Here is a 13162-nt window from a genome sequence, read left to right as displayed (position 1 = left end):
CCCCGTACTGAAGGGAGATTGCCATGCATTACGCCAAGCTGACCCAACGTATCGCCGGCGACGGCGCCGCCGCCTGGGACATCCATTACCGCGCCCTGGCGCTGCAGGCCGAGGGCAAGGACATCCTGCTGCTGTCGGTGGGGGACCCGGACTTCGACACCCCGGGCCCCATCGTCGAGGCTGCTATCGACAGCCTGCGAGCAGGCCATACCCATTACGCCGATGTGCGCGGCAAGCTCGCCCTGCGCCAGGCCATCGCCGATCGCCACCGGCAACGCAGCGGCCAGGCCGTCAGTGCCGAGCAGGTCACGGTGCTGGCGGGTGCGCAGTGCGCGTTGTTCTGCGTGGCCCAGTGCGTGCTCGACCCCGGCGACGAGGTGATTGTCGCCGAGCCCATGTACGTCACCTACGAGGCGGTGTTCGGTGCCTGCGGCGCCAAAGTGGTACCGGTGCCGGTCAAGCCGGAGAACGGTTTTCGGGTGTGCCCGCAGGACGTCGCGGCGCGCATCACCCCGCGTACCCGCGCCCTGGCCCTGAACAGCCCGCACAACCCCTCGGGGGCAAGCTTGCCGCGCGCGACCTGGGAGGCACTGGCAGCGCTGTGCATCGCCCACGACCTGTGGCTGATCTCTGACGAGGTGTACAGCGAGCTGCTGTACGACGGCGAGCATGTCAGCCCTGGCAGCCTGCCGGGCATGGCCGAGCGCACCGCGACCCTCAACAGCCTGTCGAAATCCCACGCCATGACTGGCTGGCGGGTGGGCTGGGTAGTGAGCTCGCCTGAGCTGGCCACGCACCTGGAAAACCTGGCCCTGTGCATGCTGTATGGCTCGCCGGACTTTATCCAGGACGCCGCCGTGGTGGCCTTGACCCAGCCGATGCCAGCACTGGAGGCCATGCGCGACGCCTATCGCCAGCGCCGCGACCTGGTGTGCGAACACTTGGCGGGTTGCCCGGGCGTCAAGGCCCTGAAACCCGATGGCGGCATGTTCGTGATGGTCGATATTCGCGCAACCGGCCTCAGCGCGCAGGCCTTTGCCGACCGCCTGCTGGACCGCGAAGGTGTGTCGGTGCTGGCCGGCGAGGCCTTTGGCCCCAGCGCCGCCGGGCACATCCGCCTGGGGCTGGTGGTGGGCCCCGAGGCGCTGGTCGATGCCTGCCGGCGCATTGCCCGTTGTGCCCAGGCACTGATGCAACAGCAGGCCCCTGCGTGAGTAGGCGCGGCTGTATCGAGTGTTGCGCCGTCGCTGACGCATCCCGTTTTGTGTGAGGAGAAACGTTGTGAATGTACTGATCGTCCACGCTCACCCCGAGCCACAATCCTTCACCGCAGCCCTGCGTGACCAGGCCGTGGCCACCTTTCGCGACCAGGGCCACCCGGTGCAGGTCAGCGACCTGTACGCCATGGGCTGGAACCCGGTGGCCAGTGCTGATGATTTCGCCCAGCGCGAGAACCCCGAGTACCTGGTCTATGCCCTGGAGCAGCGCCTGGGGGTCAAGAGCGGCGCTATCGCTGCGGATATCCAGCAAGAGCTGGACAAGCTGTTATGGGCGGACCTGCTGGTGCTGAACTTCCCGATCTTCTGGTTCTCGGCGCCGGCCATGCTCAAGGGCTGGATCGACCGGGTGCTGGTGTCGGGCGTGTGCTATGGCGGCAAGCGCTTCTACGATCAGGGCGGGCTGGCTGGCAAGAAGGCGCTGGTGACGGTGACCCTGGGCGGGCGTGAGCACATGTTTGGCGAAGGGGCGATTCACGGGCCGCTCGAGGACATGTTGCGGCCGATTCTGCGGGGGACGCTGGCCTATGTCGGGTTCGAGGTGCTGCCACCGTTCGTGGCCTGGCACGTGCCGTACATCAGCGCCGAGGCCCGCCAGGGGTTTTTGCAGCAATACCAGCAGCGTCTGGAGCAGTTGGCAGACGACCAGCCGCTGGTGTTCCCACGCTTGGCGCAGTTCGATGAGGCGTTGTATCCGCTGAGGTAACGCGGTTGTGTATGTGTGTGTAGGAGCGGCCTTGCGTCGCGAAAGGGCTGCGCAGCGGCCCCCGGATATGTGCGGTGACGCTGAAATCGAGGGGCCGCTACGCAGCCCTTTCGCGACGCAAGGCCGCTCCTACAAACGGCCACCCACACATTCGGGGTATGTTGCCCTCAAGCAAATCCCCCGATAGTGAACCCATCGGCTCGATCCGGAGCAGTCACACGATGGAGTTGCTATGCGCAAGGCACTGAAGGTGATTGGCGGTCTGCTGCTGGCGTCGGCCGCCACGCAGGCACTGGCGGTGGAGGAGGGCAGCGCGAACACGCTAAGGCTGTACAACTGGACCGACTACATCGGCGAGACCACCCTGGCCGACTTCGAGAAGGCCACCGGCATCAAGGTCGTCTACGACACCTTCGATGGCTACGAGACCGTCCAGACCAAACTGCTGACCGGCCGCTCCGGCTATGACCTGGTGATGCTCAACGCTTCCCTGGTCCCCCCCTTGATCCAGGCTGGCGTGTTCCAGGCGTTGGACAAGCAGCAACTGCCCAGCTGGCACAACCTGGATGAGCAGGTGGTCAGCAACCTGCAAGGGTACGACCCGGGGCTGAAATACTCGGCACCCTACACCTGGGGCAGTTCAGGCATCACCTACAACGTCGACAAGATCACCGCACGCATGCCCGATGCACCGATCGGCTCGCTGGCCATGCTGTTCGACCCCAAGATCGTCTCGCGCTTCGCCGACTGCGGCGTCACCTTGATGGACGCGCCGACCGAGGTGATCCCGCTGGCCCTGCAGTACCTGGGCAAGGACCCACGCAGCGCAGCGCCGGCCGACCTGAAGGCTGCCGAGCAACTGCTGATGGGCATTCGCCCGTACATCCGCAAGTTCGATTCGGTCAACTACCTCACCAGCCTGCCCAATGGCGATGTCTGCCTGGCACTGACCTGGTCAGGTGACTACGCCACTGCCCAGGCCCGTGCGGTAGAGGCGAAGAAGGCCATCAAGCTGTCGTTCTTCATCCCCCAGGAAGGTTCGCTGATCTGGTTCGACAACCTGTACATCCCCAAGGACGCGCCGCACGCGGCCAACGCGCACCGCTTCATCGAGTTTTTGCTGCAGCCGCAAACCATGGCCAAGGTCACCGACTACATCCACTACGCCAACAGCAATGCCGCTGCCACGGCGTTGGTACAGGCCGACATCCGCCAGGACCCGGCGATCTACCCCGATGCCAAGACCCGCGAACGCCTGTTCGCCCAGAAGACCCAGAGCCCCAAGGACATGCGCGCCATCACCCGGGTCTGGAGCACGGTCAAGACCGGTTTCTGAACACTGCCAACCGATTCCCGCCAAGGAGCTGCCCATGGCCACCCCAAGCAAAGCATTCGCCATCGCCCACGACCCACTGGTGGACGCCGACAAGGCCCACTACATGCACGGCTACCATGTGTTCGACGAGCACCGCGAACAGGGCGCGCTGAACATTGTCGAAGGTGAAGGCGCCTACATTCGCGATACTCACGGCAACCGTTTTCTCGATGCGGTCGGCGGCATGTGGTGTACCAATATCGGCCTGGGCCGCGAAGAGATGGCCCTGGCCATCGCCGACCAGGTACGCAAGCTGGCCTACTCCAATCCGTTTTCCGACATGGCCAACGACGTCGCCATCGCGCTGTGCCAGAAGCTTGCGCAACTGGCGCCGGGCGACCTCGACCACGTGTTCCTCACCACCGGTGGCTCCACTGCCGTCGACACCGCCTACCGGCTGATCCAGTACTACCAGAACTGCCGTGGCAAGCCGCACAAAAAGCACGTGATCGCCCGTTACAACGCCTATCACGGCTCCACCACGCTGACCATGGCGATCGGCAACAAGGCGGCCGACCGCGTGCCCGAGTTCGACTACGCCCATGAGCTGATCCACCACGTCTCCAACCCCAACGTGTACCGTGCGCCGGACGACATGGACGAGGCCGAGTTCCTTGACTTCCTGGTGGCCGAGTTCGAAGACAAGATCCTTTCCCTGGGCGCCGACAACGTGGCCGCGTTCTTCGCCGAGCCGATCATGGGTTCGGGCGGGGTGATCATCCCGCCCAAGGGCTACTTCGAGCGCATGTGGCAGGTGTGTCAGACCTACGACATTCTGTTCGTCGCCGACGAAGTGGTGACCTCGTTCGGTCGCCTGGGCACCTTCTTCGCCAGCGAGGAGCTGTTCGGGGTAACCCCGGATATCATCACCACCGCCAAAGGCCTGACCTCGGCCTACCTGCCGCTGGGTGCGTGCATCTTCTCGGAGCGGATCTGGCAGGTGATCGCCGAGCCAGGCAAGGGCCGCTGCTTCACCCACGGTTTCACCTACAGCGGGCACCCGGTGTGCTGCACAGCGGCCCTGAAGAACATCGAGATCATCGAGCGCGAGCAGTTGCTGGCGCACGTCAAGGATGTTGGCAGCTACCTGGAACAACGGCTGCACAGCCTGCGCGACCTGCCCTTGGTCGGGGATGTGCGCTGCATGAAGCTGATGGCCTGTGTCGAGTTCGTTGCCGATAAAACCAGCAAGGCGTTGTTCCCCGACGCGGTCAACATCGGAGAGCGTATCCATAGCAAAGCCCAGGCCAGGGGGTTGCTGGTGCGGCCGATCATGCACCTGAACGTGATGTCGCCGCCGTTGATCATCACGCACGCGCAAGTGGATGAAATCGTCGAAACCTTGCGCCAGTGCATCATCGAAACGGCGCGTGAGCTCACCGCGCAAGGGCTGTACCAAGGCCGATGAGCCTGGCGCAAAGGGCTGTGCGTGGGCGTGCCTGGCAGGCTAGACTGCCGGGCATGACCCAAGCCTCTCCCGACACTCCGCTCACCCTTTCGCTGGGGGCACTGCAGCAATGGCATGCGGCGCTGCAGCGTGCCCTGAGCCACAGCGAAACGGCCGATGCCCTGCACTACGTGGCCGCCGCGATTGGCGAACTGGTGCAGGTGGAGTCGATGATGATCAGCCTCGAATGCCAGGGGCAGGCACCGCAGCTGCTGTATCAGCAGGGCATCCCCGAAGTGCACCGTGCTGCGGTGCTGGAGCGCTATTTCGCCGCCGGCTATCTGCTCGACCCCTTTTGCCTGGCCGTGCAGAGTGGCCTGGCCGAGGGGTTCTATCACCTCGAAGAAATCGCCCCGGACCACTTCTTCGACAGCGACTACTACAAGGCCTATTACCTGGGCACCGGCTGCAGCGAAGACAGCTACTACATCGTCGACCTCAGCCAGGGGCGCAAGCTGTCCTTCAGCCTGTTCCAGGGGTGCAGTGGCACGCGCTTGAGCAGCGGGCAGATCGACTTGCTGCGGGCGGTCGAGCCGATGGTGCGCGAAGTGCTGGGGCGTTATGCCCGTTACAACCTTGAAGCCGCCACGGCTTCGGCCGAGCGCGGCAGCGTTCAGGCGGCGTTCGAGAGTTTTGGTTGCCAGGTGCTTACCGATCGGGAGCGAGAGGTGGCGCACATGATCTTGCGGGGGCATTCGGTGAAGTCCACGGCGGTGCAGCTGGGGATTTCACCGGAGACGGTGCGGATGCACCGCAAGAACCTGTATCTGAAGCTTGAGATCAATTCACAGTCGGAGTTGTTTGCGCGCTTTATCGACTGGTTACGGCAGGGGGCGGTTGCGAGCTGATAAGTGTTTGGCGTGAGGTTTGTGGCGCCTATGAGGTCGAGCGCCGCCCGCGCGGCGCTCGACCTCATAGGCGCCAAAAACCTCACGTCAAACACCTGGCAGCCCTCACAACCCCCTCAGCTTCGCCTCCAGCGCCGCAATGTGCGCCTGCAACCGCTCATGCTCCTGCCGCTCGGCGGTGATGTCTTCAAACACGCTGATCAGGTGCTCCGGCTCACCGTTGTCGCGGCGCTGCAGCGAGGTGCGGGCGCGCACCCAGATGTATTCGCCGCTCTTGTGGCGCACGCGTTTTTCCACCTCGTAGCGCTCGGTTTCACCCGCCAGCATGCGCGCCAGCAATTGCAGGTTCAGCGCCAGGTCGTCGGCATGGGTGATGTGCTGGAAGGTCATGGCGTACAGCTCTTCGGCGCGGTAGCCGAGCATCTCGCAGAGGCTGTTATTGACCCGCTGCCAGGTGCCGTCCGGGTCGATGTAGGCGAGGGCACCCCAGGCCAGCTCGAAGATCGCGCGAAAGCGTTCTTCGCTGTTGCGCAACGCCTGCTGGGCAACCTGGCGCTCGGTGTTGTCCATGCTGATGCCGACCATCTTCACCGAGCGCCCGGCGCTGTCGCGTACCACCGTGGCGCGGGAGGAAATCCAGCGCACTTCACCCTCAGGCCGGGTGATACGGAAATCACACTCGCAGCCACTGCCCTCGGCGACGGCCTGGGCGTACATCGCCTGCATGTGCGCCACGTCTTCATCCGGCAGATGGCGCCAGAAGTCTTCGTTGCGGTGCACTGGCCAGCCATACACCTGTTCGACGTTTGGCGAATAGGTGACCTCGTCGCTGATCAGGTTCCATTCCCAGGTCACGATACGCGCACCTTCCTGGGCCAGTTTCATGCGCGTTTCGCTTTCCATGATTTCGGCGGTGTAGCGCCTGCGCAGGTCGGTCATCGGCAACTCGACCACCTGTGGCTGCTGGATGTTCTGCAAGGCTTCGTCGCCATAGCGCAGCCAGATCCAGTTGACCTTGAGAAAGTCGGCCAATTTACGCAGGTTGTCGTAGTCGATCTCCCCGCCGCGGGTCCATTTGTGCACCGCTGTGCGGGAAATACCCAGGGCCGTGCCCACGGCTTGCAGGGTCAGCTTGTGATGCTCGAGCAGTTCCTTGAGGCGAAAGGCAAAGCTGTTTTCCAACATCGGCAGAGTGTCCTGATCGGGGCCAAGAGCCTGCCAGTATACTCAAGCTGTCAACTTTTGGTTGACGGTGAAACCCGTGGGGCCGCCCCGCAGCCCCGATCGCGCGTTACAGGTCCAGCACCAGGCGTGCCGAGCGTGCCCGCGACACACACAGCATGATGCTCTGCTGGGCAGCCTTTTCGTCATCGCTCAGGTACTGGTCGAAGTGCTCGGCTTCGCCTTCCAGGATGGCGGTTTCACAGGTGCCGCAGACGCCTTCGCGGCACAGGCACTCGACCTTGGCGGCCTTGGACTTCTCGATGGCCTGAAGAATGGTCATGCCTTCTTCCACCTGCAACTCGATGCCCGACTGCGCCAGCACCACGGTGAATGCCGAACCGGTCACCGGGGCTGCGGCAAACTGCTCCCAATGCACGCGTTGCTCGGCAATACCGGCCTTGGCGGCGCAGGCGATGACTGCATCGATCAGTGGTTTGGGGCCGCACACGTACAGGTGCGCGGACGCATCCAGGCCCGCGCACAAGGCCGCCAGGTCAAGCTTGCGATCGAGGCTGTCGATGTAGAAGTGGGTGTTGTCGGCATGCGGGCCGTTGGCCAACTGGGCCTGGAACGCGCCATGTTCCGGGGCGCGGAAGGCGTAGTGCAGTTCGTAGTCGGCGGCGCCGCCTTCGAGCTCGTGCAGTTGTGCCAGGAAGGGGGTAATGCCGATGCCGCCGGCAATCAGCACATGGCGGCCGGCCGCTGGGTCCAGGGCGAACAGGTTGTTGGGCGAGGAGATGGTCAGGCGGGTGCCGACCTGCACCTGCTGGTGCATGAAGGCCGAGCCGCCCTTGGATTGTTCCTCCAGGCGCACGCCAATCTGGTAGCTGCGGGTATCGCGCGGGTCGCTCATCAACGAGTAGGCGTTGCTGAACTGGCTGCCGTCGGCACCCTGCATCTGCACGATGACATGGCTGCCACCGGAGAAGGCCGGCATCGCCGCGCCATCTTCGCGGGCCAGGGTAAAGCGCTTGATCAGCGGCGTGGCCTGTTCCACTTCGGTCACGCACACGCTGAACATTTCATATGTGTTGGCCATGGTTCACCTCGACTGCCAGGGCGCGCGGCAGGCCGTGCCGCGCACCAGTACGTGCAAATGACTCAAGCGGTAGCGATCAATCGTCGAGGTGGGCCACGGCGATCAGGTTGTGGAAGTGGGCAATGCCGTGCTCGCTCATGCCGCTGCGCTCGCGGTCGGCCATGATCCGGCCCTGGCCACGGTAGCCGCGGGATTTCAGGCCCTTCTGCACGCTTTCGACCAGGCGCAGGTCTTCTGGGCGAAACACTTCGCGGTACCAGTCGATCAGCTTCTGTTGCTCCTCGGTGATGTCCGTGTTGAGGAAGTAGATGTCGTAGTGCTGCAGGGTCGTTTCCGCATCCACCGGGAACTCGTAGATCACGGTCATGAAGTTGGCTCCTGGCGGCACGTTGAACATGGTGCACGGCCAGGCCCAGAAGCCGGCGAAGGACGGGTCTTTCACGCTTTCATCGAAGGTGAACGACTGCTCCGACGGTTTTGCCAGGCCGTACTGCAGGGTCCAGTTACCATGCATGCTGTGGCTGTACTGGCCGACGTCTACCGAATCGGAGAAGCCGGGGTGGGCAGGGGCGCAGTGGTAGCACTCAAGGTAGTTGTCGACGATCGACTTCCAGTTGGCCGGGGTGTCGCTGACGAAACGTGCGGCCAGGTGCAGGTCGTCGATCACGCCACAGGCTTCACGCATGCGCGCTTGCAGGCCCGGCAACTGGTCTTCGACCGAGCCTGCGTCCATGTCCATGTCCATGTTGATGAAGATGAAGCCTGCGTATTCTTCGACGCGCAGCGGCACCAGGGTGGAGTTCTCTTTGTCGAAGTTCACCACGTTGTCGCAGTTACGGGCGTGGGCAAGCTCGCCGTCGAGCTTGAAGGTCCAGGCGTGGTACGGGCAGGTGATGACGTTCTTGGCCTTGCCGCTGCCGCTGAGCAACTGGTGGCCGCGGTGCGGGCAGACGTTATAGAACGCGCGCAGCACGCTGTCACGACCGCGCACCACGATGATGCTCTCGCCAATCACTTCGCGGGTGATGTAGGCATTGTTCTGCGCCACTTCGCTGCGGTGGCCGACACAGATCCAGCTGCGCGCGAAGATGGCTTCCTTCTCGTGCTCGAAAACCGAGGCCTGGGTGTAGAAGCTGGCAGGGATAGTGAACGCCTCTTCGGCGTTCGCACAGAAATCGGCGGGCAGGCGTTTGAAGTCATTCATGACGGGATCTCACAAGCTCGGTTTATAGTTATTGGTTAACACGTATCTATTGGTTAACAAGCCGGGCAAAAAAATTTGCCGTCGTGGGGCGAGGCCGCCCCACACAGGCCAGTTCAGTTCACTCGTTTCAATGCACGGCGGCGGCACTGCGCGGGGCATGCTCGGCAGGTGTTTCACCGGCCAGGCGCGCTGCCTCTTCCTCGATGCGGTAGGCCGAGACCTGGCCGTAGTCTTCGAACATCCACTTGAAGAAGCCGTAGATCTTCACCAGCAGAATCACCATGAACGGGATCGCCGTCAGTACCACCGCGGTTTTCATGGTCGACAGCGATGCCTTGGCGAACAGCATGGCCAGTGGCACCAGGGTCAGCACCACGCACCAGAACAGGCGATGGGTCGGTGTCGGGTCATCGCCTTCGCGCAGGTTGCGGGTGCTGGTGGCCGCTACCGCATACGCGGCGGCGTCCATGTGCGAGGCGCAGAAGATCGCCATGATGAACAGGTACACACCCAGGAACACCTGGCCCCATGGCAAGGCCAGCAACAGGTGTGTCACCGCCGATTCGCCGCCTTGTTCACTGAGCATTTTCGGCACGTCGATGGCACCGGTGATGAACTGGTGCATGCTGTAGCTTTCCAGCGCGCCGAAGAAGAACCAGCAACCGAAGCTGCCGCCCATCAGCAGGGCCATCACCACTTCCTTGATCTGCCGGCCGCGCGACACGCGGGTCACGAACATCGCCACGCCCGGTGCGTACGACACCCACCAGAGCCAGTAGAACACCGTCCAGTTGCGGGTGAAGGCACCGTCGCCGGCCGGGTCGGTGAACAGGCTCATGTGCACGTAGTTCTGGATCATCAGGCCAATCGAGTTGGCCGTATTGTTGATGGTGAACTGCGTCGGGCCAACCAGCAGGATGACGGCGGCAAATACCAGCGCGCCGATGCACACCATCTTGCTCAGGCGCTGCAGGCCGCCATCGATACCGATGTAGGAGCTGAGCGAGAACATCACCGCGACGGCACCGATCACCAGCAATTGCACGGTGAAGGTGTCGGGGGTGCCGGTGAGGTCATGCAGGCCGCGGGTCAAGGTCGAGGCGGTAAGTGCCAGCGATACCGTCAGGGCGCCCATCATGGTCAGCAGGAAGATCAGGTCGACACTGCGGCCAACGGGGCCGGTCGCCTTGAAACCGGTCACCGCTTCGATGATCGAGGCCAGGTTCAGGCCGCTCTTCTTGCGCACGTGGAAGTGATAAGCCATGGCCAGCGAGGCCAGGGCATAGATCGACCAGGCGCTGACGCCCCAGTGGAAGAACGAATAGCCAATGCTGTACTCGAGCGCCTTGGGGGTAGCTGCGGCGATGTTGAGGCCGGGAGTCTGGTAGTAGTAGGCCCATTCCATCACGCCCCAGTACAGGGTCGAGGAACCCATGCCGGCGCAGATGAACATGAACACCCAGGTCGCGGTGGCGTACTCGGGTTTGCCACTGCCCAGGCGGATATTGCCGTACTTGCTGAAGGCCAGGTACAGCACGGCCAGGGTGCTACCGAACACCAGCACCTGGACACTGGTGCCAAAGGTACGGGTGGACAGTTCGAACAGCTGGTTGGCCGCGTGTTCGGCTTCGGCGGGGAACATTGCAAGGCCCAGCACCGTGAGCAGCACGGCGATCAGGCTCATGGTAATCAGGAACACATCAATCTTTTTATTCTTGTGCGACATCATCGTCTCCTGGACGTTGGCGTACTTGTTATACCCGGCAGGCTTCCGGGGTGTTGCAGTACCACTCCTTCCTTGGTTGTTAACTAAAGGTTAACGTACATCTAATGGTTAACAGATTTTGCATTTAATCCGCGCCGCTCGCAAGAGGGGAAGGGCCGATTGTCAGACACGTGTGCTAATCGGCCCGGCCGGGTCAGGCTTCGATCAAGGCCGTGATGGCCCGGCCGACTTCCTGGGTGGACTTCTGCCCGCCCATGTCGCGGGTGGTGTCACCGGCGGCAATGACCTGTTCGATGGCCGTGAGGATGTCATCGTGGGCCGCACGGTAGCGCGGGTCGGCGCCGTCGTTGCCGAGGAACTCGAGCATCAGCGCACCGGACCAGATCATCGCGATCGGGTTGGCGATGTTCTTGCCGAAGATGTCCGGTGCCGAGCCGTGTACCGGTTCGAACAGGGACGGGAACTTGCGCTCGGGGTTGAGGTTGGCCGACGGGGCGATGCCGATGGTGCCGGCGCAGGCCGGGCCGAGGTCGGACAGGATGTCGCCGAACAGGTTCGAGGCCACTACCACGTCGAAGCGGTCCGGTTGCAGGACGAAGCGGGCGCAGAGGATATCAATGTGCTGCTTGTCCCAGCTGATTTCCGGATAATTGGCAGCCATGGCCGCCGTGCGCTCGTCCCAGTACGGCATGCTCACGGCCATGCCGTTGGACTTGGTCGCCGAGGTAACGTGCTTGCGCTCGCGGGTTTGCGCGACATCGAATGCGTACTTGAGAATGCGGTCGACACCGCGGCGGGTGAACACCGATTCCTGCAGCACGAACTCGTTTTCGGTGCCTTCGAACATGCGCCCGCCCAGGGACGAGTATTCGCCTTCGGTGTTCTCGCGGATCACCACGAAGTCGATGTCACCGGGCTCGCGGCCTGCCAGCGGGCAGGGTACGCCCGGGAACAGGCGCACCGGGCGAATGTTCACGTACTGGTCGAAGTCACGGCGGAACTTGAGCAGCGAACCCCACAGGGAAATGTGGTCCGGTACCTTGTCTGGCCAGCCGACCGCGCCGAAGTAGAGGGCGTCGAAGCCCTTCAGCTGCTCGAACCAGTCGTCCGGCATCATCTTGCCGTGGGCCAGGTAGTAATCGCAGCTGGCCCACTCGAAGAATTCGAAACTGATGTCCAGGCCATGCTTGCGGGCGGCAGCCTCGACCACGCGGATACCTTCTGGCAGTACTTCGATGCCGATGCCATCGCCAGGGATTGCTGCAATTCTGAATGTCTTGCTCATGGGGGGGCGCACTCGTTGTCTAGGGAACAGGTGCGGGCCATGCTATAAGGCCTTGAATCGGAGATAATCTAGCCATTCATGGATTCTTGGAACACGAAGTGTGAATAATCTGCCAAACCTCGACGACCTCAATATCTTCCTCCTGGTGGCCAAACGCGCCAGCTTTGCTGCGGTGGCCGACGAGTTGGGCATGTCGGCGGCGTACATCAGCAAACGCATTCGCCTGCTTGAGCAAAACCTCGAGGTGCGCTTGTTGCACCGCACCACCCGGCGGGTGACGGTCAGCGAGGAGGGCGAGCGGGTGTACCAGTGGGCGCTGCAGATTTTCGATGCGGTGCAGCGCATGGGGGATGACATCAGCGCCCAGCACCGCGAACCGGCAGGGCAACTGCGCATTGCCAGCAGTTTGGGCCTGGGTCGGCGGTTTGTGGCGCCGGCCTTGTCGGAGCTGGCCGAGCGCTACCCACGTCTGGATATTCGCCTGGATGTGCATGACCGCCTGGTGGACTTGATCGAAGAGGGGGTCGACCTGGACATCCGCGTGGGCAATACCATTGCGCCCAACCTGATCGCCAAGCGCCTGGCCAGGAACCGCCGGGTACTCTGTGCCGCGCCGGGATACCTGGCGCGCCACGGCACGCCGAAAGTGCTGGCCGACCTGGGCAGCCATGACTGCCTGGTGATCAAGGAACGTGACCACCCGTTTGGTATCTGGCAGCTGGAGGGCCCTGATGGCGAAGAGAGCGTGCGGGTGACCGGGGGCTTGTCGAGCAACCACGGCGAGGTGGCCCACCAGTGGTGCCTGGATGGGCGCGGGATCTTGCTGCGGTCCTGGTGGGATGTGCACGACAGCTTGCTGGATGGGCGGCTGGTGCAGGTGTTGGCGGACTATCACCAGCCGGCGGATATCTGGGCCGTGTACACCTCGCCACTGGCAAGCTCGGCCAAGGTGCGGGTGGCGGTTGAGTTCTTCCGTCGGTATTTTGCCGAGCGGTATAGCTTGCCGGAGTAGGGGGTGGGGGTGGGGCATG

The 13162-nt window shown here is 63.1% G+C and carries 11 protein-coding genes; 6 read left to right on the top strand and 5 right to left on the bottom strand.

Features of this window, described 5'->3' with window-relative positions; translation table 11 throughout:
* Window positions 1–23: 23 nt before the first annotated feature.
* The 5 genes from CKW22_RS00140 to CKW22_RS00120 all read left to right on the top strand — a co-directional run bounded on the left by CKW22_RS00140 (window position 24) and on the right by CKW22_RS00120 (window position 5653).
* Window positions 24–1214: a pyridoxal phosphate-dependent aminotransferase gene (locus tag CKW22_RS00140; RefSeq protein ID WP_033698769.1), complete on the top strand. Its 1191-nt coding sequence runs from the start codon at window positions 24–26 to the stop codon at window positions 1212–1214.
* 67 nt (window positions 1215–1281) lie between these two features.
* On the top strand, window positions 1282–1983 hold the full coding sequence (locus tag CKW22_RS00135; protein WP_033698768.1) for an NAD(P)H-dependent oxidoreductase: 702 nt from the start codon (window positions 1282–1284) through the stop codon (window positions 1981–1983).
* A 232-nt stretch (window positions 1984–2215) separates the two neighbouring features.
* Window positions 2216–3319, top strand: coding sequence for a polyamine ABC transporter substrate-binding protein (locus CKW22_RS00130; protein ID WP_033698767.1), 1104 nt, complete (start codon window positions 2216–2218; stop codon window positions 3317–3319).
* A gap of 34 nt (window positions 3320–3353) precedes the next feature.
* On the top strand, window positions 3354–4766 hold the full coding sequence (locus CKW22_RS00125; RefSeq protein WP_033698766.1) for an aminotransferase: 1413 nt from the start codon (window positions 3354–3356) through the stop codon (window positions 4764–4766).
* A 53-nt stretch (window positions 4767–4819) separates the two neighbouring features.
* Window positions 4820–5653 (top strand): helix-turn-helix transcriptional regulator, encoded by an 834-nt coding sequence (locus CKW22_RS00120; protein WP_033698765.1) that lies wholly within the window; start codon window positions 4820–4822, stop codon window positions 5651–5653.
* A 105-nt stretch (window positions 5654–5758) separates the two neighbouring features.
* Here the strand turns inward: CKW22_RS00120 and CKW22_RS00115 are convergent, their stop codons facing one another.
* The 5 genes from CKW22_RS00115 to CKW22_RS00095 form a co-directional block, all read right to left on the bottom strand.
* On the bottom strand, window positions 5759–6838 hold the full coding sequence (locus tag CKW22_RS00115) for a helix-turn-helix transcriptional regulator (RefSeq protein WP_033698764.1): 1080 nt from the start codon (window positions 6836–6838) through the stop codon (window positions 5759–5761).
* 106 nt (window positions 6839–6944) lie between these two features.
* The gene (locus CKW22_RS00110; RefSeq protein ID WP_095063585.1) at window positions 6945–7916 is read right to left on the bottom strand and encodes a PDR/VanB family oxidoreductase; all 972 of its coding nucleotides are present in this window, start codon (window positions 7914–7916) and stop codon (window positions 6945–6947) included.
* Window positions 7917–7992: 76 nt separating this feature from the next.
* Entirely contained in the window at window positions 7993–9120 is a 1128-nt protein-coding gene (locus tag CKW22_RS00105; RefSeq protein WP_095063584.1) for an aromatic ring-hydroxylating dioxygenase subunit alpha, read from the bottom strand.
* 127 nt (window positions 9121–9247) lie between these two features.
* Window positions 9248–10846: a BCCT family transporter gene (locus tag CKW22_RS00100; protein ID WP_050506109.1), complete on the bottom strand. Its 1599-nt coding sequence runs from the start codon at window positions 10844–10846 to the stop codon at window positions 9248–9250.
* A gap of 193 nt (window positions 10847–11039) precedes the next feature.
* Entirely contained in the window at window positions 11040–12131 is a 1092-nt protein-coding gene (locus CKW22_RS00095; protein WP_033698759.1) for a tartrate dehydrogenase, read from the bottom strand.
* A gap of 100 nt (window positions 12132–12231) precedes the next feature.
* Here CKW22_RS00095 and CKW22_RS00090 point away from each other — a divergent pair, with 100 nt between their 5' ends.
* Window positions 12232–13143 carry a LysR substrate-binding domain-containing protein gene (locus tag CKW22_RS00090; protein ID WP_033698758.1) on the top strand — a complete coding sequence of 304 codons (912 nt, stop codon included), beginning with the start codon at window positions 12232–12234 and terminating at the stop codon, window positions 13141–13143.
* Window positions 13144–13162 lie beyond the last annotated feature (19 nt).

The organism is Pseudomonas sp. Irchel s3f19, from assembly GCF_900187555.1.
GTDB classification, from domain to species: Bacteria; Pseudomonadota; Gammaproteobacteria; order Pseudomonadales; family Pseudomonadaceae; genus Aquipseudomonas; species Aquipseudomonas capeferrum.
This window is presented reverse-complemented; position numbering and strand designations above follow the sequence as displayed.

Bases quoted from the DNA above. Each gene is read 5' to 3' on its own strand.
- CKW22_RS00095 (WP_033698759.1), bottom strand. From the start codon at position 12,131: ATGAGCAAGACATTCAGAATTGCAGCAATCCCTGGCGATGGCATCGGC.
- CKW22_RS00120 (WP_033698765.1), top strand. From the start codon at position 4,820: ATGACCCAAGCCTCTCCCGACACTCCGCTCACCCTTTCGCTGGGGGCA.
- CKW22_RS00110 (WP_095063585.1), bottom strand. From the start codon at position 7,916: ATGGCCAACACATATGAAATGTTCAGCGTGTGCGTGACCGAAGTGGAA.
- CKW22_RS00130 (WP_033698767.1), top strand. From the start codon at position 2,216: ATGCGCAAGGCACTGAAGGTGATTGGCGGTCTGCTGCTGGCGTCGGCC.
- CKW22_RS00115 (WP_033698764.1), bottom strand. From the start codon at position 6,838: ATGTTGGAAAACAGCTTTGCCTTTCGCCTCAAGGAACTGCTCGAGCAT.
- CKW22_RS00105 (WP_095063584.1), bottom strand. From the start codon at position 9,120: ATGAATGACTTCAAACGCCTGCCCGCCGATTTCTGTGCGAACGCCGAA.
- CKW22_RS00125 (WP_033698766.1), top strand. From the start codon at position 3,354: ATGGCCACCCCAAGCAAAGCATTCGCCATCGCCCACGACCCACTGGTG.
- CKW22_RS00100 (WP_050506109.1), bottom strand. From the start codon at position 10,846: ATGTCGCACAAGAATAAAAAGATTGATGTGTTCCTGATTACCATGAGC.
- CKW22_RS00140 (WP_033698769.1), top strand. From the start codon at position 24: ATGCATTACGCCAAGCTGACCCAACGTATCGCCGGCGACGGCGCCGCC.